The sequence below is a fragment of the Pseudomonas benzopyrenica genome (assembly GCF_036884265.1).
GTDB classification, from domain to species: Bacteria; Pseudomonadota; Gammaproteobacteria; order Pseudomonadales; family Pseudomonadaceae; genus Chryseomonas; species Chryseomonas benzopyrenica.
Genome location: NZ_CP145723.1, coordinates 1893958 through 1916149 on the forward strand (window position 1 = coordinate 1893958; position 22192 = coordinate 1916149).

At 64.9% G+C, this 22192-nt stretch carries 21 protein-coding genes, 3 tRNA genes and 4 pseudogenes; 14 read left to right on the plus strand and 14 right to left on the minus strand.

The window, feature by feature from the left end; translation table 11 throughout:
* Position 1: 1 nt before the first annotated feature.
* A complete protein-coding gene (locus V6W80_RS08805) occupies positions 2–1063 on the minus strand; it encodes an ABC transporter substrate-binding protein (protein WP_160923087.1) in 1062 nt (353 codons plus the stop codon).
* A gap of 182 nt (positions 1064–1245) precedes the next feature.
* Here V6W80_RS08805 and V6W80_RS08810 point away from each other — a divergent pair, with 182 nt between their 5' ends.
* Entirely contained in the window at positions 1246–1983 is a 738-nt protein-coding gene (locus tag V6W80_RS08810) for a UTRA domain-containing protein (protein WP_338546643.1), read from the plus strand.
* 7 nt (positions 1984–1990) lie between these two features.
* Here V6W80_RS08810 and V6W80_RS08815 read toward each other — a convergent pair whose 3' ends face one another.
* From V6W80_RS08815 to minC, 6 genes are all read right to left on the minus strand, one after another.
* Positions 1991–3280 (minus strand): M18 family aminopeptidase, encoded by a 1290-nt coding sequence (locus tag V6W80_RS08815; protein WP_338546645.1) that lies wholly within the window; start codon positions 3278–3280, stop codon positions 1991–1993.
* Positions 3281–3350: 70 nt separating this feature from the next.
* Positions 3351–3929: a class I SAM-dependent methyltransferase gene (locus tag V6W80_RS08820; RefSeq protein WP_017642791.1), complete on the minus strand. Its 579-nt coding sequence runs from the start codon at positions 3927–3929 to the stop codon at positions 3351–3353.
* Between the two features lie 45 nt (positions 3930–3974).
* Positions 3975–4610 (minus strand): RluA family pseudouridine synthase, encoded by a 636-nt coding sequence (locus V6W80_RS08825; RefSeq protein WP_064307155.1) that lies wholly within the window; start codon positions 4608–4610, stop codon positions 3975–3977.
* Between the two features lie 119 nt (positions 4611–4729).
* Positions 4730–4984: a cell division topological specificity factor MinE gene (minE, locus tag V6W80_RS08830; RefSeq protein WP_017642793.1), complete on the minus strand. Its 255-nt coding sequence runs from the start codon at positions 4982–4984 to the stop codon at positions 4730–4732.
* Positions 4981–5799 carry a septum site-determining protein MinD gene (gene minD, locus V6W80_RS08835; protein ID WP_017642794.1) on the minus strand — a complete coding sequence of 273 codons (819 nt, stop codon included), beginning with the start codon at positions 5797–5799 and terminating at the stop codon, positions 4981–4983. The genes minE and minD overlap by 4 nt, the downstream gene beginning before the upstream one ends.
* Before the next feature lie 134 nt (positions 5800–5933).
* The gene (gene minC, locus V6W80_RS08840) at positions 5934–6680 is read right to left on the minus strand and encodes a septum site-determining protein MinC (RefSeq protein ID WP_017642795.1); all 747 of its coding nucleotides are present in this window, start codon (positions 6678–6680) and stop codon (positions 5934–5936) included.
* A 151-nt stretch (positions 6681–6831) separates the two neighbouring features.
* On the opposite strand from minC, the gene V6W80_RS08845 reads away from it, so the two are divergent.
* Together V6W80_RS08845 and V6W80_RS08850 are read left to right on the plus strand one after the other, a co-directional pair.
* On the plus strand, positions 6832–7767 hold the full coding sequence (locus V6W80_RS08845; protein WP_338546648.1) for a lipid A biosynthesis lauroyl acyltransferase: 936 nt from the start codon (positions 6832–6834) through the stop codon (positions 7765–7767).
* Positions 7768–8904 carry a patatin-like phospholipase family protein gene (locus V6W80_RS08850; protein ID WP_184290881.1) on the plus strand — a complete coding sequence of 379 codons (1137 nt, stop codon included), beginning with the start codon at positions 7768–7770 and terminating at the stop codon, positions 8902–8904.
* 3 nt (positions 8905–8907) lie between these two features.
* On the opposite strand, the gene V6W80_RS08855 is transcribed toward V6W80_RS08850, so the two are convergent.
* Positions 8908–9624, minus strand: a complete 717-nt coding sequence (locus tag V6W80_RS08855) for an MlaA family lipoprotein (RefSeq protein WP_256562879.1) — start codon at positions 9622–9624, stop codon at positions 8908–8910.
* A 97-nt stretch (positions 9625–9721) separates the two neighbouring features.
* Positions 9722–11032 (minus strand): serine protein kinase PrkA, encoded by a 1311-nt coding sequence (locus tag V6W80_RS08860; protein ID WP_017642800.1) that lies wholly within the window; start codon positions 11030–11032, stop codon positions 9722–9724.
* Between the two features lie 269 nt (positions 11033–11301).
* Between V6W80_RS08860 and V6W80_RS08865 the strand changes: the two genes are divergently transcribed.
* Positions 11302–12147: a glycine betaine ABC transporter substrate-binding protein gene (locus tag V6W80_RS08865; protein WP_371099831.1), complete on the plus strand. Its 846-nt coding sequence runs from the start codon at positions 11302–11304 to the stop codon at positions 12145–12147.
* Positions 12148–12189: 42 nt separating this feature from the next.
* Here V6W80_RS08865 and folD read toward each other — a convergent pair whose 3' ends face one another.
* Positions 12190–13044: a bifunctional methylenetetrahydrofolate dehydrogenase/methenyltetrahydrofolate cyclohydrolase FolD gene (gene folD / locus V6W80_RS08870; RefSeq protein WP_017642802.1), complete on the minus strand. Its 855-nt coding sequence runs from the start codon at positions 13042–13044 to the stop codon at positions 12190–12192.
* 248 nt (positions 13045–13292) lie between these two features.
* On the opposite strand from folD, the gene V6W80_RS08875 reads away from it, so the two are divergent.
* The 3 genes from V6W80_RS08875 to V6W80_RS08885 all read left to right on the plus strand — a co-directional run bounded on the left by V6W80_RS08875 (position 13293) and on the right by V6W80_RS08885 (position 13616).
* Positions 13293–13369, plus strand: a tRNA-Arg gene (locus V6W80_RS08875).
* A gap of 35 nt (positions 13370–13404) precedes the next feature.
* Positions 13405–13480, plus strand: a tRNA-His gene (locus tag V6W80_RS08880).
* Between the two features lie 51 nt (positions 13481–13531).
* A tRNA-Leu gene (locus V6W80_RS08885) sits at positions 13532–13616 on the plus strand.
* Positions 13617–13735: 119 nt separating this feature from the next.
* Here V6W80_RS08885 and V6W80_RS08890 read toward each other — a convergent pair.
* The 3 genes from V6W80_RS08890 to V6W80_RS08900 form a co-directional block, all read right to left on the minus strand.
* A complete protein-coding gene (locus V6W80_RS08890) occupies positions 13736–13930 on the minus strand; it encodes a hypothetical protein (protein WP_338546653.1) in 195 nt (64 codons plus the stop codon).
* Between the two features lie 177 nt (positions 13931–14107).
* A complete protein-coding gene (locus tag V6W80_RS08895) occupies positions 14108–14236 on the minus strand; it encodes a hypothetical protein (protein ID WP_017642804.1) in 129 nt (42 codons plus the stop codon).
* 76 nt (positions 14237–14312) lie between these two features.
* Positions 14313–14516 (minus strand): hypothetical protein, encoded by a 204-nt coding sequence (locus V6W80_RS08900; RefSeq protein WP_017642805.1) that lies wholly within the window; start codon positions 14514–14516, stop codon positions 14313–14315.
* Positions 14517–14682: 166 nt separating this feature from the next.
* Between V6W80_RS08900 and V6W80_RS08905 the strand changes: the two genes are divergently transcribed.
* From V6W80_RS08905 to V6W80_RS24050, 7 genes and pseudogenes are all read left to right on the plus strand, one after another.
* Positions 14683–15045, plus strand: coding sequence for a hypothetical protein (locus V6W80_RS08905; RefSeq protein WP_017642806.1), 363 nt, complete (start codon positions 14683–14685; stop codon positions 15043–15045).
* A gap of 118 nt (positions 15046–15163) precedes the next feature.
* The gene (locus tag V6W80_RS08910) at positions 15164–15949 is read left to right on the plus strand and encodes a sulfite exporter TauE/SafE family protein (RefSeq protein WP_026084050.1); all 786 of its coding nucleotides are present in this window, start codon (positions 15164–15166) and stop codon (positions 15947–15949) included.
* Between the two features lie 144 nt (positions 15950–16093).
* A pseudogene (locus V6W80_RS08915) lies at positions 16094–17899 on the plus strand (PAS domain-containing protein); the annotation flags it as partial.
* Between the two features lie 213 nt (positions 17900–18112).
* Positions 18113–18559 (plus strand): annotated as a pseudogene (locus V6W80_RS24040) (methyl-accepting chemotaxis protein); the annotation flags it as partial.
* Positions 18559–20022, plus strand: coding sequence for a chemotaxis protein CheW (locus V6W80_RS08920; RefSeq protein WP_257706573.1), 1464 nt, complete (start codon positions 18559–18561; stop codon positions 20020–20022). The pseudogene V6W80_RS24040 and the gene V6W80_RS08920, both read left to right, overlap by 1 nt.
* A 248-nt stretch (positions 20023–20270) precedes the next feature.
* Positions 20271–20993, plus strand: a pseudogene (locus V6W80_RS24045) (PAS domain-containing protein); the annotation flags it as partial.
* Between the two features lie 153 nt (positions 20994–21146).
* Positions 21147–21584, plus strand: a pseudogene (locus V6W80_RS24050) (methyl-accepting chemotaxis protein); the annotation flags it as partial.
* Here V6W80_RS24050 and V6W80_RS08930 read toward each other — a convergent pair.
* On the minus strand, positions 21581–22192 hold the full coding sequence (locus V6W80_RS08930) for a histidine phosphatase family protein (protein ID WP_257706270.1): 612 nt from the start codon (positions 22190–22192) through the stop codon (positions 21581–21583). The pseudogene V6W80_RS24050 and the gene V6W80_RS08930 sit on opposite strands and share 4 nt — an antisense overlap.

The window sequence follows — 22192 nt, forward strand, 5'->3', positions numbered from 1 at the left end:
GTCACTGCTGCATGTTGATCAGGACGTGTTCCTGCCAGAGCCGTGGCAGGCGCTTGGAAGTCTCTTCCCAGGCCTTGGCGTCGGTGATGGGGCGCGCCTTGGCGTATTGCGCTTGGGGCAGTAGCTTGGCCTGGACGTCCGCCGGCAGGGTCAGGTGCTCGGCGCGGATCGGCCGGGCATAGCCCTCGGCCAGGTTGATCTGGCCCGCGTCGGAAAAGATGTACTCACGAGCCAGCTTGGCGGCATTGGGGTGCTTGGCGTACTTGTTGATGATGGTGGTGTAGCCGGAGGTCACCGAGCCGTCGGAGGGTATCAGCACCTCGAAGCGCGAGCGGTCGATCTGGTCCCGGTAGTTCAGGGCATTGAAGTCCCAGACCACGCCCACCTCTACCTCGCCTTTCTCGAGGTTGGCCACCACCGGGTTGGTGAAGGACAGGCGGCCCTGCTTGGCCAGCTTGGCGAAGAAATCCAGCGCCGGCTTGATGTTCTTCTCGTCGCCGCCGTTGGCGTAGGCCGCGGCCAGCACGCCGCTCACCGCCTGGGAGGCGGCACTTACGTCACCGATGGTGACCTTGTAGGTGCCCTTGAGCAGGTCGGCCCAGGAGTGGGGCACGTCCTTGACGGTCTGCTTGTTGACGATGAAGGCGATGGTGCCGGTGTAGGCCAGCGCCCAGTGGCCGTCGCTGTCCTTGGCCCAACTGGGGATCTGCTCCCAGGTACTGGGCTTGTAGGGCTGGGTAACGCCCTTCTGCACGGCGATGGGGCCGAAGGAGGCACCCACGTCACCGATGTCGGCGGAGGCGTTTTCGCCTTCGGCGGCGAATTTGGCGATCTCCTGGGCGGAGCTCATGTCGGTGTCCTGGTGCTTGAGGCCGTACTTCTGCTCCAGGTCCTGCCAGGTGCCTTTCCAGTTCGCCCAGGTATCGGGCATGCCGACGCTGTTCACCTGGCCTTCCTTGCGGGCGGCGGCTTCGAGGGCTTTGAGATCGACGGTATCGGCAAAGGCGGTACCGGCCTGTACCGCAACGGCAGTGGCCAACAAGGAAGCAAGCAGACGGGTCATACGGGCGCTCCAGGTGTTAGGGCTTGGTCTAGGTCAGCAAGACACCGGCCAATCTAGGAGCGAGGTATGACGATTTGATGGCAGTTCGCCCCGTTCCACTGCTGGCACCGGCGCTGCAGTCGTCACCAAGCGGTCATCTGGCCGCCCTAGTCTCCCAGCAAACCCTAGTCGAGGCGTTCCGGGTGCACCAATCCGAAGCTGGTCTAGTCCAAAGAGGTGCGCCGGGCGCCAGCGCCATCCGCCAGGCGCTGCAGGAGCAGATCGCCCATGGCCTGCTGCTGGCGATGGAGCGCTTGCCGTCCGAGCGCCAGCTGAGCGAGCTGTTCGCCACCACCCGCATCACCCTGCGTGAGGCCCTGTTGCAACTGGAAGCCCTGGGCCTGATCTATCGCGAAGAGCGGCGCGGCTGGTTCGTTGCGCCGCCACGCCTGGCCTACAACCCCTTGGCCCGCACCCATTTCCACGCCATGGTGGAAGCCCAGGGTCGTCGACCGGCCACCGAGGTGTTGGCGGCGCGGCAGATGCTGGCGTCCGCGGAGATATGTCGCCTGCTGGAGTTACCGGCGTTGTCCAGCGTCTATCAGATCCGCCGGGTGCGCCGCGTGGACGGCCGGCTGGTGCTCTATGTCGAGCACTACCTCAATGCGGCCTACTTCCCGGGCTTGCTGGAGCACGACCTGCAGCGTTCCCTCACCGAGCTGTATCGCGACCGCTACGACATCCGCTACGGCGAGGTGCGCTTCGAGATCCTGCCGACCGCCTTGTTGCCGGAGGCTGCCCAGGCCCTGCGAGTGGCGCAGGGTAGTCCGGCGCTGCATATCACCCGCATCAACCACGACCAGCAGGGACGACTGATCGATTGCGACCTGGAATTCTGGCGTCATGACGCCATCCAGGTCAGGGTCCAGGTGCCGGACTAGTCCGGCTTCAGAGCGGCAGTTCGCTGCTCGAATAGAAGGCCGTCAGCACCTTGATCAGATGACCCAGGTCGTGGCTGCCAGCCAATTCGCGGATGGAGTGCATGGCGAAGGTGGGCAGGCCGATGTCCACGGTGCGCACCCCCAGTTGCCCGGCGGTGATGGGGCCGATGGTGGAGCCGCACCCCATGTCGCTGCGCACCACAAAGCTCTGTACCGGCACGCCTTCGCGCTGGCAGAGGTCGCGGAAGAAGGCCGCGGTCTCGCTGCTGGTGGCGTAGCGCTGGTTGGCGTTCACCTTGATCACCGGCCCGCCGTTCAGTTTCGGGCCGTGGTTGCCGTCGTGCTTGTCGGCATAGTTGGGGTGCACGCCATGGGCGTTGTCGGCCGAGATCAGCAGCGAGCGCTGCAGGGTGCGGGTAAAGGCATCCCCGGTGGGCAGCAGGCGCTGCAGCACCTGTTCGAGGAAGGGACCATCGGCGCCGCAGCAGGAGGTGGAGCCCACTTCCTCGTGATCGGTGCAGACCAGCACGGCGTTCTCGTCGCCCTCGGCGGCCAGCAGGGCTTCCAGACCCGCATGGCAGGACAGCAGGTTGTCCAGGCGCGCGGCGGCGATGAAGTCATCGTCCAGCCCGATCAGGGCGGCGGGCTGGACATCATAGAAGCTCAGTTCGAAATCCAGCACCTCGACGTCGCCGATGCCGTGTTCCTGTTGCAGGCGCGCGGCCAGCAGGGCGCGGAAGTCGCGCAGCTCGCCGGCCGGCACCTGGGCGAGGATCGGTGGCAGCTCGTTCTGGGCGTTGATGGCCCAGCCCTGGTTGGCTTCGCGATTGAGGTGGATGGCCAGGTTGGGAATGATCGCCAGCGGCTTGCGGAAGTCGATCAGTCGACTCTGCACCCGGCCCGCGGCGCGATAGGTCACCCGGCCCGCCAGGGACAGGTCGCGGTCGAACCAGGGCGCCATGAGCATGCCGCCGTAGACCTCGACGCCCAGTTGCCAGAAGCCCTGCCGCTGCAGCTCCGGCTGCGGCTTGACCTTGAGGCAGGGGCTGTCGGTATGGGCGCCGACCAGGCGCAGGCCGCGCTCCAGCGGTTGGGCACCCAGGCGCACGGCGATCAGCGAGGAATCGTTGCGGGTGACGTAGTAGCGGCCACCCGGCTGCACGGACCAGCTTTCGCGTTCGTCCAGGCGCTGGTAGCCGGCGGCTTCGAGACGGCGGGCGAGGGCCGCGGTGGCGTGGAAGGGCGTGGGCGAAGTGGAGAGGAAATCAATGAGGCCTTGGATCTGATCGGTACGCATGGACGACTCCGGACGACAAGGCGTCCAGTCTAGGTTCTGGACCGAGGGGAGTCGAGCGTAGCGCCCAGGCTCAACGGCGCTGCAGCACCAGGTGGTGGATGTGCCAGTGCTTCGACCGTCCGACCGCGGTGTGGCCGTCCTCTTCCTCCTCGACATGCTGGAGGACTTGCCAGTCCTGGAGCAGCTGCTCCAGGGCAGCGGCGGCGACGACCGTCACGCCCCTGCTGGCCCAGCTGTCCCGCTCGCCGAAGAGCTGGCCGCAGAACAGACCACCCGGGCGCACGGCTGCGGTGATCCTGGTCCAGAGCGCGGGAAAACGCGCCGGTTCGCAAAAGGGCAGGGCGAAGCTGGAATTGACGAGGTCGCAGCGGGGAATTTTGGCCGTCTCGAAGCGCTCTTGGCGGGTCTCCAGACGGGCCTGCAGCAGGACCGGCACGCGCTGGCGCAATCCGCTCAGGGCTTCGGCCTCGGCATCCACCGCCAGCACCTGCCAGCCGCGTTCCAGCAAGACGAGGGTATCGCGTCCGGTGCCACAGCCCAGATCCAGCGCCAATCCTGGCGGACTCGACCAGCAGGCGAGCGCCTGCAGCAGGGTGTCGCGCGGGGCACCCTGGGCGGTGGCGGCGTAGTAGGAGGTCCAGGAGGACAAGAGGCACTCCTTTGGCTGAGCGCCTCAGTATGCCAGCACCGACGGTCAGAAAGGCGCGGGACTGGTAAAGCTCATGCGCTCGCCCGAGAGGGGATGGGTCAGCGTCAGCAGGCGCGCGTGCAGGCAGAGCCGCGGCTGGGCCGCCAGGGCCTCGCCCTCGGCATAGAGTTGATCGCCCAGCAGCGGATGACCGATGCTTAGCATATGGACCCGCAGCTGATGCGACCGTCCGGTGATGGGGGTGAGTTCCACCCGGCTGTAGTGGCCGTGGCGCTCCAGCAGCTGCCAGAAGGTCAGGGCATGGCGGCCCAGTTCGTGATCCACAACATGGCGCGGCTTGGTCGGCGGGTCGTAGCGCAGCGGCAATTCGATGCGGCCACTGTTGGCCTCCGGCTCGCCCCAGCAGAGCGCGGTGTAGGCTTTTTCCGTTTCCCGATCATGGAACTGTCGCGACAGCTCGCGATGGCTGTCGGCATCCCGCGCCAGCACGATGACCCCGGAGGTCTCCCAGTCCAGTCGATGGACGATGCGGGCCTCTGGATAGCCGTTGTCCTGCAGGCGGGTCACCAGGCAATCGCGGTTGTCTTCGGCGCGACCGGGGACCGACAGCAGCAGGGTGGGCTTGTCGACCACCAGCAGGGCGTCGTCCTGGTGAATGATGCGGATGTTGGAGAGAGGCATGGGATTCCTAGAGGCCATGGTTTCGAATCCTGGCGTCCGCTTGGCAGGTGCCCGGAAATTCGACAGGGCTTAAACGCCAACGGCGGCCCTGGGGCCGCCGCTGTCCTGCCTGGTTCGCGTTAGCGGTCGGGCAGGGTGATGTTGAGTTCGAGGATGGAGCAGCTGCCCTGGTTTTCCAGCTCTACCTGAATCTGGTCCTGCTCGATGGGCACGTACTTGCGGATCACTTCCAGCAGGTCCTTCTGCAACTGCGGCAGATAGTCCGGCTGCTCGTGGCGACCACGCTCGTGGGCCACGATGATCTGTAGCCGTTCCTTGGCTATCGAAGCGCTGTTCTGCTTCTTCCGGTCGCGAAAGAAGTCGAAGATGTTCATTCGGCACCACCCCCGAACAGACGTTGCAGGAAGCCTTTCTTCTTCACGTCGAGGAAGCGATAGGCCACTTCCTTGCCGAGCAGTCGCTCCACGGTATCACTGTAAGCCTGACCGGCGTCGCTCTGTTCGTCGAGAATCACCGGAATGCCCTGGTTCGAGGCCTTGAGCACCGCCTGGGATTCGGGGATCACGCCGAGCAGGCGAATGGACAGGATCTCTTCCACGTCCTCGACGCCAAGCATCTCGCCCTTGGTGACACGCTCGGGGTTGTAGCGGGTCAGCAGCAGGTGCTCCTTGATGGCTTCTTCGCCCTTTTCGGCGCGGCGCGATTTGCTGGCCAGCAGGCCGAGCATGCGGTCGGAGTCACGCACCGAGGAGACCTCGGGGTTGGTGACCACGATGGCCTCGTCGGCGAAGTACATCGCCAGGTGGGCACCCTTCTCGATCCCTGCGGGAGAGTCGCAGACGATGAAGTCGAAGGTCTGCTTGAGTTCGTTGATCACGCGCTCGACGCCGTCCTGGGTCAGGGCGTCCTTGTCACGGGTCTGGCTGGCAGCCAGCACGAACAGGTTTTCGAGGCGCTTGTCCTTGATCAGGGCCTGGCTCAGGGTGGCTTCGTTGTTGATCACGTTGACGAAGTCATACACCACCCGGCGCTCGCAACCCATGATCAGGTCGAGGTTACGCAGGCCAACGTCGAAGTCGACGATGACGGTCTTGTGGCCGCGCAGAGCGAGACCGGTACCGATGGCAGCGCTGCTGGTGGTCTTGCCGACGCCGCCCTTGCCGGAGGTGACTACGAGTACTTTGGCCAAACTGATTCACCTTGATCGAAAGTAATAACTGAAGCGACTCGGTGCCCTCGGTGACGAGATTGCAGGCAGTGTCGCGCTTCGTATTGCCCTTGGCGGTTTAGGCGCCAATTGCGAAAAATTCGCGAAATTATCCGTTAAAGGCGGGTGATGTTCAACACATCTCCCACCAAAGCGACCTGTACCGGATTGCCCCATTGCGGATGGCGTCGCAGGTCTTCGGCGACCTTGTACTGGCCGGCGATGGAGAGCAGTTCCGCGGTCAGCTGCTGGCAGAAAATCCGCGCTTTAGTATCACCTTTTACGCCCGCCAATGCTCGGCCACGCATGGGGCCGTAGACGTGGATGTTGCCGTCGGCGAGCAACTCGGCGCCCGGGCTGACCGGCGCCAGTACCACCAGGTCTCCGGCCGGGGCATAGAGCTGCACCCCACCGCGCACCGGCGCGGTGATGATCTTGGTCGGATTGATCGCCGGGGCGGGCGGTACGACAGGTTCGGCTGGCTTGACCGGTTCGCGGTCACGCGGGTCGACCTGGCGCTCACGACCGCCGGAGCTGGGCGGCAGGATCGGCAGGTCGTAGTCGTTGGCGGCGGCCAGATCCCCGCTGCGACTGGCGCGCAGCGCCAGGGTACGCAGGCCGTGGCGACGGCAGAGATCGAGGAGGGCGCCCAGGTCGAGCGGGCCGGCGTCCTCGGCGAGTTTGTCCAGGCCCAGCACCAACGGCGTTTCCTGGAAGAAATTGGGTGCCTGGGCGACCTTCTGGGCCAGTTGCCGGTCCAGGCGCCCCAGGTCGTTGCGGAGAAGCTCCAGCACGGTCACGGCGAGCATGTTGCCCTTGAGCTGGAAGACGGAGTCGCTTTCGGAAGGATCGGCTGCGGTCATGGTGGGTACTTGTGCTTGGATGGCGGGACTTATAGCGGGATGCCCCGCGTGCCGCAACCCTCACCGGGTGTGGGGGGCCGTGACTGTGAAGGCTACGGGAAATCTGCGCGAGGCCTGTAGAATGGCGCGACTTTTTCATGCAGGAGTTCCGATGGAGCGGCCGTCTTTCCGCCTCGCCTTTCTCAATCCACGGTACTGGCCGCTCTGGCTGGGGCTTGGCCTGCTCTGGCTGCTGGTGCAACTGCCCTATGGCGTGCTGCTGCGTCTCGCCCAGGGCCTCGGTTGGATCTTCTACCACGTCGCCCGCCAGCGCCGGGCCATCGCTCGCCGCAATCTGGAGCTCTGTTTTCCCCAGCTCGACGAGCGGGCGCGCGATCGGCTGTTGCGGCGCAACTTCGCCAGCAGCGCCATGGCCCTGCTGGAAATGGCCATGAGCTGGTGGTGGCCGCGCCGGCGCCTGGCCCGGCTGGCCCATATCGAAGGCCTCGAACATCTGCAGGCCGCTCAGCGCGACGGGCAGGGCGTGATCCTCATGGCGCTGCATTTCACCACCCTGGAAATCGGCGCGGCGCTGCTCGGTCAGCGGCATACCATCGATGGCATGTACCGCCAGCACAAGAATCCGCTGTTCGACTTCATCCAGCGTAGCGGTCGCGAGCGCCACAACCTGGACGCCACCGCCATCGAGCGCGAGGACGTGCGCGCCATGCTCAAGGTGCTGCGGGCCGGTCGCGCCATCTGGTACGCGCCCGACCAGGACTACGGCGCCAAGCAGAGCCTGTTCGTGCCACTGTTCGGCATTCCGGCCGCTACCGTTACCGCCACCACCAAGTTCGCCCGCCTGGGCCGGGCCCGGGTGCTGCCCTTCACCCAGGAGCGTCTGGCGGATGGATCGGGTTACCGCCTGGTCATCCATCCGCCCCTGGCCGATTTCCCCGGCGAGAGCGAGGAGGCCGACTGCCTGCGCATCAATCGGTGGGTGGAACGCTGCGTCAGCCAGCTGCCCGAGCAATACCTCTGGGCCCACCGACGGTTCAAGACCCGCCCGCCTGGCGAGCCCAAGCTGTATCCGAAGAAGAGGCGCTAGATGAGCCTGGCCGCCGAGCGGCGCACGGGGCTGATTCTGGCCGGCGGTGGCGCGCGGGCCGCCTATCAGGTCGGGGTGCTGCAGGTGGTGGCGGATACCCTGGCGGTGCGCTCCGAGAATCCCTTTCCCATTCTGGTCGGCACCTCGGCCGGTGCCCTCAACGCGGCGGTGCTGGGCTGCGGCGCCCTGGATTTCGGTCGCGCGGTGGAGCGCCTGGCCGCGGTCTGGTCGGGCCTGGAAACCGCGATGATCTATCGCAGCGATTGGGGCGGGGTGACCCGCCAGGCGGCGCGCTTCGGCTTGCAGACCCTGTTCGGTGCCTGGCGGCAGGAACCGCTGGCGCTGCTCGACAACGCGCCCCTGCGGGCGCTGCTCAGCCGCGAGCTGGATTTCTCCGGCATCACCGCGGCCTTGCGCCAGCGCGCGCTGCGAGCGGTGGCGGTGACCGCCTTCGGCTATGCCTCGGGACAGGCGATGACCTTCTACCAGAGTCAGGGCGTCCTCGATCCCTGGTTCCGCCATCGGCGCGTCGGGGTGCCGGCGCGGCTGGCGGTCGACCACCTGCTGGCCAGCACGGCCATTCCGCTGTTCTTTCCGCCGGTGAAGGTGGGGCGTGAGTTCCTGGGCGATGGCTCGGTCCGGCAGACGGCGCCCATCAGTCCGGCGCTGCATCTGGGCGCGGATCGCATCCTGGTGATAGGGCTGGGCGCGCCGGGTGGCCAGGAGCATGGCGTGCAGGGCCGGCCGCCGACCGTGGCGCAGATCGGCGGCCACCTGCTCAACAGCACCTTTGTCGATGCCCTGGACAGCGATACCGAAACCCTGCGCCGCCTCAACCTGCTGAGCAATGCGCTGCCGGCGGGGGATCCGGTCAGTGGTCGCCTGTGCCGACCGGTGGAGATGCTGGTGATCTCACCCAGCCAGCCACTGGGCGACATCGCCACCCGGCACCGCAAGCGCCTGCCGCCGGCATTGCGGCAGTTGTTGCGGGGGGTTGGGGTGAATCGGCCTTCGGGCAGCGCCCTGCTCAGCTATCTGCTGTTCGAGGCCCCCTACTGCCAGGAGCTGATGGCGCTGGGGCGGGCCGATGCGCAGGCCCGCCTGCCGGAGCTGCGGGCCTTTCTCGCCAGCGCCTAGGCCTTATTCGGCGATCTGCAGTTCCCGCGCCTTGGTGTAGAAATAGCGGATCTTCTCGTACTCGAAGGGCGAATTGAGCTGGCCGTATCTCATGTCGGTCACGTACCTGAGGTTGATGCCGCGCAGCACCATGATCTCCGGGTGGCGACCGCTTTCGTCGCTGACGTTGAGGAAGTTGATCTGCGCCTCGGCGGCGAAATCCACCGCCAAGCCGCCGGTGTCGCGCAGGTTGGACGGGCCGAGGATCGGCAGCATCAGGAAGGGACCATCGCCCACGCCATAGAAGCCGAGGGTCTGGCCGAAGTCTTCCGGCTGCTTGATCAGCCCCACCCGGGTCGCTGGATCCCACAGGCCGAACACCCCGACGGTGGTGTTGAGCAGCAGCCGGCCGGTGGTGTCCAGGGCGCGGCGGCCCTTGAACTGCAGCACGCTGTTGAGCAGGTTGTTGACGTCGCCCAGGTTGCTGAAGAAGTTGCTCACGCCCGAACGCACGAAGCGCGGGGTGATCCAGCGATAGCCATTGACCACCGGCAGCAGCACCCACTCGTCCAGCCGGTAGTTGAAGTGGTAGACGTGGCGATTCCAGGATTCGAAGGGGTCGTAGACGTCCAGTGCGACCAGGGAGGCCCGTTCGAATTCGCGCTGATCCAGCCCCGGGTTGTACTTGAGGGTCGACAGCGGATTGCTGAAGCCGTCGGCGCCCACGGGAGCGGCCGGCATGGTGTCCGAGCCGATGGTCAGGGTGGAGGAGGGCGGCGGGCTCGATTCGGCAGCGAATACCGAGGCACTGGCCATCAGGAGAAGAGCGAGCAGGGACTTAACCACGGGCGAAGAACTCCAGCATGGCGTTCGCGTTGACGCGGTAGTTGAGATTGCCGCAATGGCCGCCGTGGGGGTAGACGGTCAAGCGATCGCCAAAGGTCTTGCGCAGGAAACCCAGGTCGCCCGGGCCGAGGATGATGTCGTCGGCATTGTGCATGACGCCGATCTTGGAGCTGCTCTTCAGATAGTCTTCCAGCGCCGTGAGGCTGGATTTGCGCGCCAGATCGTCGAGGTTCTGCCCCTTGAAGTTCTTTTGCCAGAACGGCATGACCTGCTCGGTCATGTAGCAGTCGAAGTCGCACTGCAGCGAACGGGCGAAGAAGCGCGTCAGGCTGGTGCCCTCGCTGATCGGGTAGGTCGGCGGGGTGATCAGGCCGCGCCGGTTGATCAGGTCGGAGGTGAAGGCGATGTCCGCCGCTGAGAAACGGAAGGACGAGCCGATCAGCATGGCCAGCTCTTCGTTGCTCAGTCGCTCCGGCGAGCGCTGGAAGTCGCGGACCACGGCGTCGTTGAAGTCGACGTAGCCCTTCTCCTGGAAGTAGCGGGTCAGCTTGGACAGGATCAGCTCATAGAAGGTGCGGTTGTTGGTGACGCCCTTCACTTCGGTCTGTACCAGGCGATCCAGGTTGCGTACCGAGGTCAGCAGGTTGACCGGCGGATTCACCATCAGCACCTTCTTGAAGTTGAAGCTGCGCTGGGTCTCGTCGAGATAGGAGACGAAGGCAGCATCCAGGCCGCCCAGGCTGTAGCCGGTCAGGTAATAGTCGGTGACCGGCAGCTTGGGATGCTGGGCGCGCACCGCCTGCATGGCGCGATAGAGATCCTCGGCATCGTGCGGCGTGTAGCCCGGCGTCGCGGTGCGCGATACCGACACCATGAAGTCCCAGCTGGTGGGCGACGACAGCTGCACCACGTGGTAGCCGGCCGCGTAATACAGCCGCTTCAGGTATTCCTGAGTGCTGGAGGAGTAGTTGGCCCCGGTGCCGGCGATCAGGAAGATCAGCGGTGCCGGATGGTCCTGCCGCGCGAGCCGGTAATGGAATTTCTTCACCGGCCAGAAGTTGCCGGGCAGCTGATACTCCCGCTCGGGACGCAGGTTGAGGCTGTAGTCGTCCTGGTCGATGGTGCTTTCGGGCGGCAGCTCGGGCCGGAATTTTTCCGGGGTGGTGACGATGGTGGCTTCGAAAGGATTGACCAGCGGATAGCCATAGGTGGCGGCATCCACTTCGGCGGCCGCGTGCGCGGTACCCCAGAGGCCGGAAAACAGCGCGCCCAGCAGGGCGGCGACGCGCAACGGAAGACGCATGGACAGAGTCCTTTCAGAGGGCTTGAGAGCGTAGGTAAGACAACGGTCCGCCAATAGGTTGCATCGGCAGCCGCAGGTTTCTGCGAGGCATCGATTACAGAGCGGTCGACGGGCTGCGTCAAGCGACATCGGATGTCGCGGAAAGTGCAGCTCCTGTCGCTAACCGGTCGTTATGCGTCGTCCAGGCGGTAGTGGCCATCTTGCATTGCCCGAATGATGGGGGTGGGGCAACCGCCCGACTTCCATAGCGAGAGGACTGCTGCATGAGCATGGTGAAGAAACTGTTGGGAATAGGACTCGGTGTCGCGCTGACCTCGGCCATGAGCCTGGCTCAGGCGGCCAAGCCCGAAATCACCATCGGCTATGTCGATGGCTGGGCCGATAGCGTGGCCACGACCCACACCGCAGCTGAAGTGATCCGCCAGAATCTGGGCTACGAGGTCAAGCTCATGCCGGTCGCCGCCGGCATCATGTGGCAGGGCGTCGCGCGCGGCAAACTCGATGCCATGTTGTCCGCCTGGCTGCCGGTCACCCATGGTGCCTATTACGACAAGATGAAGGACCAGGTGGTCAATCTGAACGTCAATACACCCGACGCCAAGATCGGTCTGATCGTGCCGGAATACGTCAAGGCCAACAGCATCGCCGATCTGCAGGCGCAGAAGGCCGACTTCGGTGGCCGTATCGTCGGCATCGACGCCGGTGCCGGGGTCATGCTCAAGGCCGACCAGGCGATCAAGGACTACGGTCTGGACTACAAGCTGGTGGCCAGCTCGGGTAGCGGCATGATCGCCGAGCTGACCCGGGCCGAAAAGGACCAGAAGGCCGTCGTGGTGACGGGCTGGGTGCCGCACTGGATGTTCGCTAAGTGGAAACTCAAGTTCCTCGAAGATCCCAAGGGCGTGTTCGGCGGTTCCGAGCACGTGGACACCGTGGCCAACCCGGCCCTGGAAGCCAAGGCCAAGCCAGTCTGGGATTTCCTGAAGAAGTTCGCCTGGCAACCCGGTGAGGTCAACGAGGTGATGCTGGCCGTGGAAGAGGGCAAGAAGCCGGAAGAGGCCGCCAAGGCCTGGATCGCGGCCCATCCGGATCGCGTGAAGTCCTGGCTGCCCTGAAACCTGGCCGAATGAAGAACGGGCCCCGCGGGGCCCGTTTTGCTAGCTGTGCAGCTGCTCGGCTGCGTACAGGGTATTTTCCAGCAGGCAGGCCCGCGTCATGGGGCCCACGCCGCCCGGAACCGGGGTGATCCAGCTGGCGCGTTCGCAGGCGCTTTCGTATTCCACGTCGCCGACCAGGCGGCCATCGGCCTGGCGATTGATGCCGACGTCGATGACGATGGCGCCGGGCTTGATCCATTCACCCTTGACCAGTCCGGGCTTGCCCACGGCCACCACCACCAGATCGGCCTGGCTGACATGGTGTTCGAGGGAGCGGGTGAATCTGTGGGTCACGGTGGCGGTGCAGCCGGCCAATAGCAATTCCAGCGCCATGGGACGGCCGACGATGTTGGAGGCGCCGACCACCACCGCATCCAGACCATAGAGGTCGACGCCGGTGCTGTGCAGCAGGGTCATGATGCCCTTGGGCGTACAGGGGCGCAGCTGGGGGTTGCGCTGCGCCAGACGACCCAGGTTGTAGGGGTGGAAGCCGTCCACGTCCTTGTCGGTACGGATGCGCTCCAGCAGCTGGGTAGCATCCAGGTGCGCGGGAAGGGGCAGCTGCAGCAGGATGCCGTCGACGCTGGTGTCGTCGTTGAGCCGGTCGATCAGGGCTTCCAGCTCGGCCTGGGTGGTGCTGGCCGGCAGGTCATGGGCATAGGAGTCGAAACCGACCTCTTCGCAATCCTTGCGCTTGTGCGCCACATAGACGCGCGAGGCGGGATCGGTGCCGACCAGGATGACGGCGAGGCCAGGGGCGCGCAGGCCGGCGCTACGACGTTGAGAGACTCGCTGGGCAATATCCTGGCGCAGGCGGGCGGCAATGGACTTGCCGTCGATCAGTTGGGCGGTCATGGGCGATTTCTGGTGGTGACGGAAAAGGGTCGGCTATTTTCGCATGGACGGGCCCGCTGGCAACAGAGAAGCCTCTGTGGCGGCTAACTCATTCTTTCTGCTTAAAAATTTTTAAAAAATTAGTTGACGGACCTGCGGGAGCTTTATAACATTCGCCCCGCTTGCCGAGCACAGCCCAAGTCACTGACAAGGGCCAGGCAAGAGACTTCTCACCAAGGAAGTCTCTGCTAGGGCAGCTGCCGTAACAGGCGCCCGTAGCTCAGCTGGATAGAGCATCCGCCTTCTAAGCGGATGGTCGCAGGTTCGAGTCCTGCCGGGCGCGCCATTGGCGGTTCGGCGACGGCAAGTAGGTAAGATATGGTGGGCGTAGCTCAGTTGGTAGAGCACAGGATTGTGGCTCCTGGTGTCGTGGGTTCGATTCCCATCGTCCACCCCATATTCAGCGAACGCCAGACCTCGTGTCTGGCGTTCGTCTTTCAAGCGTCTCGCGGACGTGGTGGAATTGGTAGACACACCAGATTTAGGTTCTGGCGCCGCAAGGTGTGAGAGTTCGAGTCTCTCCGTCCGCACCATTCAAGATGCACAGCAAGAGACCGGCCCAGCGCCGGTTTTTTTGTGCCCGCGATTCAGCTAGCAGCTGGAACGCCATGGTTGCGCACCGTTCCCGAATAGCTGCTATCGGCCAGCAGAGCTAGTGTAGATGCCGGAACAGTGGCGCGCAGAAGACGAACGCCAGGGCGGTGCCGTAGAGAAAGGTTGCCGTCCACCGCTGGTTGGTGCGACCGGTAAAACCGTTATCGGCGGGCACCGCCGACTCATCTTTGGCTTGCGCCTGGGGGCGAGGGGCGTCGAACAGGGTGATCGAGCGGGTCAGTTGGGTTCGCATGATCCGACCTCTTAACTGTGTGCGCTAATTGTTACTGTCACCTTTCAAGAGTAATGCGCCCTCAGCGCAATGCAAGTTGCCTATGAATCAATGGATGTCAGCCGGGTAGGCGGCCAGGCATTCGCTCAAGAATGGCTGCGCAGCCCTGACGCTAGCTAGGGGGTAGGCGGCGGGCGGTCAACCAAGCGTCTCGGCCAGCAGGAAGCAGGCGCCGCCGATGGCTCCGCCACTGAGCAATACCAGGCTGATCAAGGCGCCGCCGACGAACTGGGCGATGTCGTCACTGATTTCGTATTCCGCTTTCATGCTCGGCTCCAGAGGGTGGATGCCGCTACAGATAGCAGCCGCGCGTTACAGCGCGACGACGTTGGACGTGCCTGGGTTAGGTGTTCGCCCAGTTCAGCCAGAGGGTCTGCTCTTCGCTGAGCTGCCCGATCTCCCGCAGCGCCCGTTCGAGGTCATCCCGGACCCGGCGCTTGAGATCGGCGTTGAGATCGATTTGAGCGCTCTCGGCCAGTCGATCGGCGAGCGAGAGATCGGCGCTGAGCTGGCGCAAACGGGGGCCGACGAAATCCTTCTGCTGCATGAGCCGCTCCTGTCTCCTGATGCCGCCGAGTGTGGCATGACCCACCTTGGGCTGAACACAAGCTGGAAAAATATTGTCCAATTCGATTGGTCAAAAGTCGGACGTTAGGCGGCCCAGGTCGTTTTCAGGTCCAGGACGGTAAGCTTTTTAGAGGGAAGAAGGGATCATGAGCGGAAGTTCGACACGCAAGTTGCTGGTGTTGACGGCAGGCTTTGGCCTGCTGGTGGTGGCTGCGGTGGCGACCACGCACAAAGGCGATTCGACAGCCAGCGAGCCCGCCGTCGTGGCGACCACCACGCCGCCAGTCGCAGCGCATGCGCCCACCACGGGCACCCACGCCGTCGCTGACGAACACAAGCAGGATCTGGACAGCTTCCTGGCCCAGGCCGCACTGGCGCCCTGCGGCGCCTCAATGCCGGCGACCATCACCGATCCCGCTTGCCGCGCGGCCATTGAGGCCCATGCGCGACGTGCGGGCTATGGCGATGAGGAAGTCCTGGCCTATCTGGACGCCCGTCGCCCACGATGACGGCTGATTCATAGTTCCAGCTGTTATAAGCAAAGACTCTTTCAATATACCCCGGCATAACCTGAGTGGTTATCCTGTGCGGCCGCAAGATGAGCCGACAACGGCAATTGGGGCTGTAATGGAAGTTGGGGCAATGGGCTTCGTGATCGCGGGGCTGGTGGTAGGTTTCATCGTGGGTATGACAGGGGTAGGCGGTGGGTCGCTGATGACGCCCATTCTGCTCTGGTTCGGCATCAACCCGGCCGCGGCCGTGGGCACCGATCTGCTCTATGCCGCCATCACCAAGGCGGGCGGCGTCTTCGTCCATCAACGTAATCGCAACATCGATTGGACGGTGACCGGCTGGCTGGCCGCTGGCAGCGTACCCGCTGCGGCTCTCACACTCCTCGCGCTGGCTTTGCTCCCGGGTGACCAACACGCCACCAATGCGCTCATCAAGCATGCCCTCGGTATCGTGCTGCTGCTGACCGCCCTGGCCATCCTGTTCAAGCAACAGATTTTCGCCTTCGCCAGCCGGCATGCCGGTGACCGATTTCACCTGAGTACGGGGCGTCTCAATGCCCTCACGGTGCTGACCGGTGCGGTGCTGGGCTTCATGGTGACCCTGACCTCCATCGGCGCCGGCGCCCTGGGCACGGTGGCGCTGTTCCTGCTCTATCCGCTGATGGCGACTCGGCGCCTGGTCGGCACCGAGATCGCCCATGCGGTGCCCCTGACCCTGGTGGCAGGGCTTGGCCACGCCGGCCTGGGCAACCTGGACTGGCATGTGCTGGGTTTTCTGCTGTTGGGCTCACTGCCAGGCATCTTCCTGGGCAGTCACCTGTCGGGGAGGGTACCCGATGGCGTGCTGCGGCCCTGTCTGGCGGTCATGCTATTGGTCATAGGCACCAAGCTGGTGGTCTGAAGGCGTCTGGCCAGCATGGGAGTCGTTCGTCGGACGACCATTGGCGATTCCACCAGCGGAAAACAGTTCTAGGATAGGCAGCGTTCAATTTGTTATCGCGATTGCCGATAGCCTGATTGTCGAGTCCCCTTCCTGGAGCTGCCCATGTTTTCCGAATCTGTCACTGTCGACGATACCTCCGCCTATCATGCCTTGCGTCAGGCGCTGGACCGTTCCCTGGCAGTGATCGAATTCGATCTGCAAGGCAGGGTGCTGCACGCCAATGACAACTTCCTGCAGGCCTTCGGTTATCGCCTGGAGGAAGTCAGCGGCCGGCATCATCGTCTGTTCTGCCCGCCAGGGGTGGTGGAGAGCGAGGATTATCAGCAGTTCTGGCAGACCCTGGGGCGCGGCGAGTTCCACAGCGGCGTCTATCGGCGCCAGCATAAGAATGGCAGCTTGAGGTGGATCCGCGCGACCTACAATCCGCTGCTGGATGCCGAGGGACGACCGCAGCGTATCATCAAGTTCGCCACCGACATTACCGAGAGTCGCCTGCAGGCGGTGGAGTACGAGGGCAAGATCGCTGCCATTCACCGCTCTCAGGCGGTGATCGAATTCGACCTGCAGGGCAATGTGCTCTGGGCCAACGACAATTTCCTCGGCATGACCGGCTATGCGCTGGAGGAGTTGCGCGGCCGCCATCACAGCCTGATGTGCCCGGCCGACTATGCCCGTTCGCCAGAATACGCGCTGCTGTGGAATCGCCTGGGGCAGGGTCTCTTCGATACCGGGGTCTACAAGCGCATCCGCCGGGATGGCCGGCCGATCTGGATCCAGGCCACCTACAATCCCATCCTCGACAGCGACGGTCGTCCCTACAAGGTGGTGAAGTTCGCCACTGACGTCACCGATGCGCAACTGCAGGCTGCCGAATTCGAAGGCAAGATGGCCGCCATCGACCGCGCCCAGGCGGTGATCGAATTCGATCTGCACGGCAACATCCTCTCCGCCAACGAAAACTTCCTGTCCGCCCTGGGTTACAGCCTGGACGAGGTACGTGGCAAGCATCACCGGATCTTCTGCGAACCCGAGCATGCCCGTTCGCCCGGCTATCGCCTGTTCTGGGAAAAGCTCGGTCGGGGCGACTTCGATGCCGGCCTGTACAAGAGACGCGCCAGCGACGGCCGCCAGGTATGGATCCAGGCCACCTACAATCCCATCCTCGACGCCGAGGGCAAGCCCTACAAGGTGGTCAAGTTCGCCAGCGACGTGACCGAGAGCCAGCTGCGCAACAGCGACTACGAAGGCAAGGTGGCGGCCATCGACCGATCCCAGGCCATCGCCGAGTTCACCGTCGACGGCACGGTACTCACCGCCAACCGCAACTTCCTGCTGGCCCTGGGTTACCAGTCCGACGAGGTGGTGGGCAAACACCACCGCCTCTTCTGCTCCGACGACTACGCCCGTTCGGCCGAGTACCGATTGTTCTGGGATAAGTTGGCGCGCGGCGAATTCGACGCCGGGGTGTACAAGAGGCGCAACAGCCGGGGTGAGGAGATCTGGATCCAGGCCACCTACAACCCCATCTTCGACGCCGACGGCAAGCCGTGCAAGGTGGTGAAGTTCGCCGTGGACATCACCGAAAGCCAGATTCGCAACAGCGACTATGCCGGCAAGGTGGCGGCCGTCGACCGCGGCCAGGCGGTGATCGAATTCGACCTGACCGGCAAGATCCTCGAGGCCAACCGCAATTTCCTGGCGACCCTGGGCTATCGCCTGGAGGAGATCCGCGGTCAGCACCACCGCATCTTCTGCGAGGCCGACCACGTCGCCTCCAGCGAGTACCGCGAATTCTGGGCGCGGCTGGCCCAGGGCGAGGTGTTCGGCGGCCGCTTCATGCGCCTGAGCAAGTTCGGTCAGCGCATCTGGATCCAGGCCACCTACAACCCGATCTTCGATGCCGAAGGCCAGGTGCACAAGGTGGTGAAGTTCGCCACCGACATCACCCGGCAGGTGGAGATGGAGCAGCATGTGCGGCAGAAGATCGAGCAGATGAATCTCTCGCTGCACGCCCTGACCCGCTCCATCAACCAAATCGCCGAGACCACCGATGACGCCAACCGCATGGCCCGCCGCACGCTGGAGGAAGCGGAGCGCGGCTCCCTGACCTTGACGCGCTCGCTGGACGCCATGGCGGCCATAGGCACCACCGCCGGTGGCATCCAGGACATCGTCCAGGTGATCAGCGATATCGCCAACCAGACCAACATGCTGGCCTTCAACGCGGCCATCGAAGCCGCCCGCGCCGGTGAGCATGGCCTGGGCTTCTCGGTGGTGGCCGACGAGGTGCGCAAGCTGGCCGAGAAGTCGTCCCAGGCGACCAAGGAGATCAACAAGCTGATCCTGGAATCGGTCAAGAGCATCGCCCAGGGCAGCGAAATCTCGCGCAGCGTGGGCGAGGCCTTCGGGCTGATCGCCGAAGGGGTGGGCAAGACCCAACAGTCCATCGAGGCGATCAACGGCTCCACCGCCGCCCAGCTCGACGATGCGGCGCGGGTCAATCAGTTGATCCAGGAGCTCGACGCGGCCACCACGGTGGCGCCCATCATCGGAGGCACCCGTTCGTGATGCGGGGTGTCGTGCGGATCGGCGAACTGGAAGTCGCCTTGCCCGCCCAGGCCCTGGAACGCGTGGTGCCCTGGCCGGACCGCCTGGCCGCCCATCCGAGTCCGGTGCCCTGGCTGCTCGGTCTCTTCGAGTTGGGCGGTCAGCCACTGCCGCTGGTGGACGGCCATGGCTTGCTGGGGGTGCCGCCGGTCGAGCGCGAGCGCCGGATCGCCGTGATTCGCCAGGGCGGCGGTCGCTTCGGCCTGGCCATCGATAACGTGGTGGATATCCTCAGGCTGCCGGCGGACGCCATCGTGCAGTTGCAGGGGGCACCCGGGCGCCTCCTGGGGCAGGTCCACCTGCGCCCGGAAAGCGGCCGGCTGGTCCATCTGCTGGACCTGGAAGCCCTGGCCGCCTTGCCAGGCTTCGAGGTCAGCGCCGACGTGCCCCACGCCCATCGGCAGGGGGCCAGCGCCGGCAAGGATGGCGAGCGGCTCTATCTGCTGTTCGAATGCGACGGACGTCGCCTCTGCCTGGATGCGGAGGTGGTGCAGGAACTGGTGGATCGACCGCAGCTGGCGCCCAGCGAATTCGCCAGCGACAGCTGTCGCCACCAGGTGCAGTTACGCGGCCAGACGTTGCCGGTGCTGGAGCTGTCCGCACTGTTGGGGCTGACCACGCCCGCGCACAGTCGCCGTGAGCAACTGCTGGTGCTGGCGGCGGGCGACCAGGGTCAGTATCGGGTGGCCTTCGGTTTCGAACGGCTGCTCGGCATGTGGCGACGGGATCCGGCGCAGTGCGCGCCGCTGCTCGGCTTTGGCCTGGAGCAGCCCGAGCTGTTGTGCGGGGTTTTCAGCGCAGCGGATGGCGAGACGGCGATCGTGATCGATCACCTGGTCCTGGGTTGCCAGGCGGCGGCGGTCGCCTATGCGCGGATCTATCGCACCGACCGCGATCTGTTGCAGGAGGAACGGCGCCAGGTCCGCCGCCAGCCCTGTCTTACCTTTCTCGCCGAATTGCTGTTCGCCGTCCCGCTGGAGCAGGTGGCCGAGGTCTTGCCCCTGCCGTCGCGCTACCTGCGCCTCGGGCAGCGGGATCCGCGGCTGCTGGGGGTGATGGAGGTCCGGGGCCAGCAGATCACCCTGGTGTGCCTGCGGACCCTGGCCGGTGCGCAGAGGGTCGAGTCCGGTCCGGGCGATCAGGTGATCGTGGTGGAAGGACAGCGCCAGCGCCTGGGCTTCGTGGTACAGCGGGTGGAGGCCATCGAGGCCTTTACCGACCTGCGGGCGGATGCCCTGGCGCGCAGCTGGCAATTGCCCGGGGAGGGCGGGGCGATGCCGGCACAGCGGGCGCAGAGCTGGGTGGGCGTAAGTACCGGGGGCAACAGTCGCCAGGCCACCCTGATCGATCTTGGCGCGCTGGTGCAGCGCCTGGAACGACAGGCCCGCCAGGCCGTGCCCGAGCCTGGGCCCGCGACTATTTGACTCGACCGCTCGTCACTTCGCTGAGCGGTCGGGTAACGGATCGCCCGCGCCTTCGTCGACCTCGGTGGAGTTCGTTATCAAAGCGGTAGCGGCAGGCTAGAGCCCGTGGCGCTTTCCAGCCGGCACCACGCGAAGCGCATCGTCGACACTTCTCCTGACGTGTCCGCGTCCAGCGTTCATCAGCACCTGGTCAAGAAATCTCGCGGCGCGTCGAACCAGAGAAAGACACAACTTTCCTGGGTGATCCCATGTTCAACTCCGCACTCAAACGCCGTATCGCTGATCTCGAAGCCGAGCTGGCCGAGCACCGTCAGCTGCGCGCGGCGTTCTGCAATGACGCCCTTTGCCTACTGCTGGACGCCCAGGGCCGGATCGAAGACTTCAATGACAATTTCGCCCAGTGCCTGGGTTACGCACCGGGTAGCCTCACCGGGCGGAACCTGGACGACATCATTCCGGACTACGTGAAGAAGTTGGTCTGCTATGGCGATCTGAAGCGCAGCTTCAACGAAGGTCGCCAGGCCAGTGGCATCTATCGGCTGCTGCGCGGGACGGGTGGCGTCGCCTGGCTCTATGCGATCTGGACGCCCGTGCGCGACACCCAGGGCCAGGTCAAACAGATCCGCTGTTATGCCTACGACCGTACCGAGCAGGTGGAAACCTCCACCGAGCACTCGGGCATCATCAATGCGCTGCTGCGTTCCACCGCGGTGATCGAATTCAACCTGTCCGGCGAGGTGCTCACCGCCAACGAGCGCTTCCTGCAGGGCATGGGTTATTCACTGGCGCAGATCGTCGGCAAGCATCATCGGATGTTCTGCAGCCGCGAAGAGTCGGAGTCCGCTGACTATCGCGTCTTCTGGGAGCGGCTCAATCGTGGCGACTACGTCGCCAGTCGCTTCAAGCGCATCGACAGCCATGGCCGCACGGTCTGGCTGGAAGCCTCCTACAATCCCGTCCTCAACACCCGCGGCGAGCTGTACAAGGTCATCAAGTTCGCCACCGTCATCACCGAGCAGGTGGAGCAGGAACTGGCCGTGGCCGAGGCCGCACGGGTCGCCTTCGACATCTCCCAGACCACCGACGAAAGCGCGCGTCAGGGCGCGGCCGTGGTGCAGGACACCGTGGCGGTGATGACCCGCATCGCCGACGAGATCCAGGTCGCCGCCAACGGCATCGAAGACCTCGGCAAGCAGTCGCTGGTGATCAGCGCCATCGTCAAGACCATCAGCGGCATCGCCGAGCAGACCAATCTGCTGGCGCTCAACGCCGCCATCGAAGCCGCCCGGGCCGGTGAGCAGGGGCGTGGCTTCGCGGTGGTGGCGGACGAAGTCCGGCAGTTGGCCGGGCGCACCAGCAAGGCCACTGAGGAGATCGTCGGGGTGGTGCAGCAGAACCAGCAACTGGCGCAGACGGCGGTCAGCAACATGGCCGCCAGCCGGCAGCAGGCGGAGCAGGGGCTGCACCTGGCCAGCAACGCCGGGGTGCGCATCACCGAGATCCAGGATGGCGCCCGCCAGGTGGTGGGCGCGGTCAGCCAGTTCGCCCGCCGGCTAAGTTAAGGCTGGTCGCCCCAGCCTGGGGCGCTGTACCACTCATAGCCCGCGGCCGTGAGCTCCAGCCAGCGGCCCTGGTGGATGACCATCCGGGTCGCCACCTCCGGACTGGCCAGGCCGATCGCTACCAGCAGGCTGCGGATCAGAGCACCGTGGGCCACCAGCAGGGTGGGGCCCTGGAGTTCCTCCAGCAGCGGGCGCACCCGCTCGGCGGCATCGGCATAGCTTTCGCCACCGGATACCCGAAAGGTATAGGGCTCGGCGGCGCGGCGGGCGTGCTGCTCGGGATAACGCTGGGCGATGGTGGGCATGTCCAGGCCCTCCCAGTCGCCAAAGGCCTTTTCCGCCAGGCGCGCATCGCGGCCCAGGTTTCTTGGCGTGCCTGGCAGCTGCGCCAGGATCAGATCGAGCGTTACGCTGGCGCGTTGCAGCGGACTGCTCAGGCAGGCGAAGCGAGAGATGTCGAGGCGGTCGCGCAGGGCCAGGCCCACGGCTTCGGCCTGGGCACGACCGCGCGTGTTGAGCGGTATGTCCTGGCGACCCTGGAGGCGACCGCTGGCGTTCCAGTCGGTTTCGCCGTGACGGATCACCAGCAGGGGAGAAGGGAAGGGCAA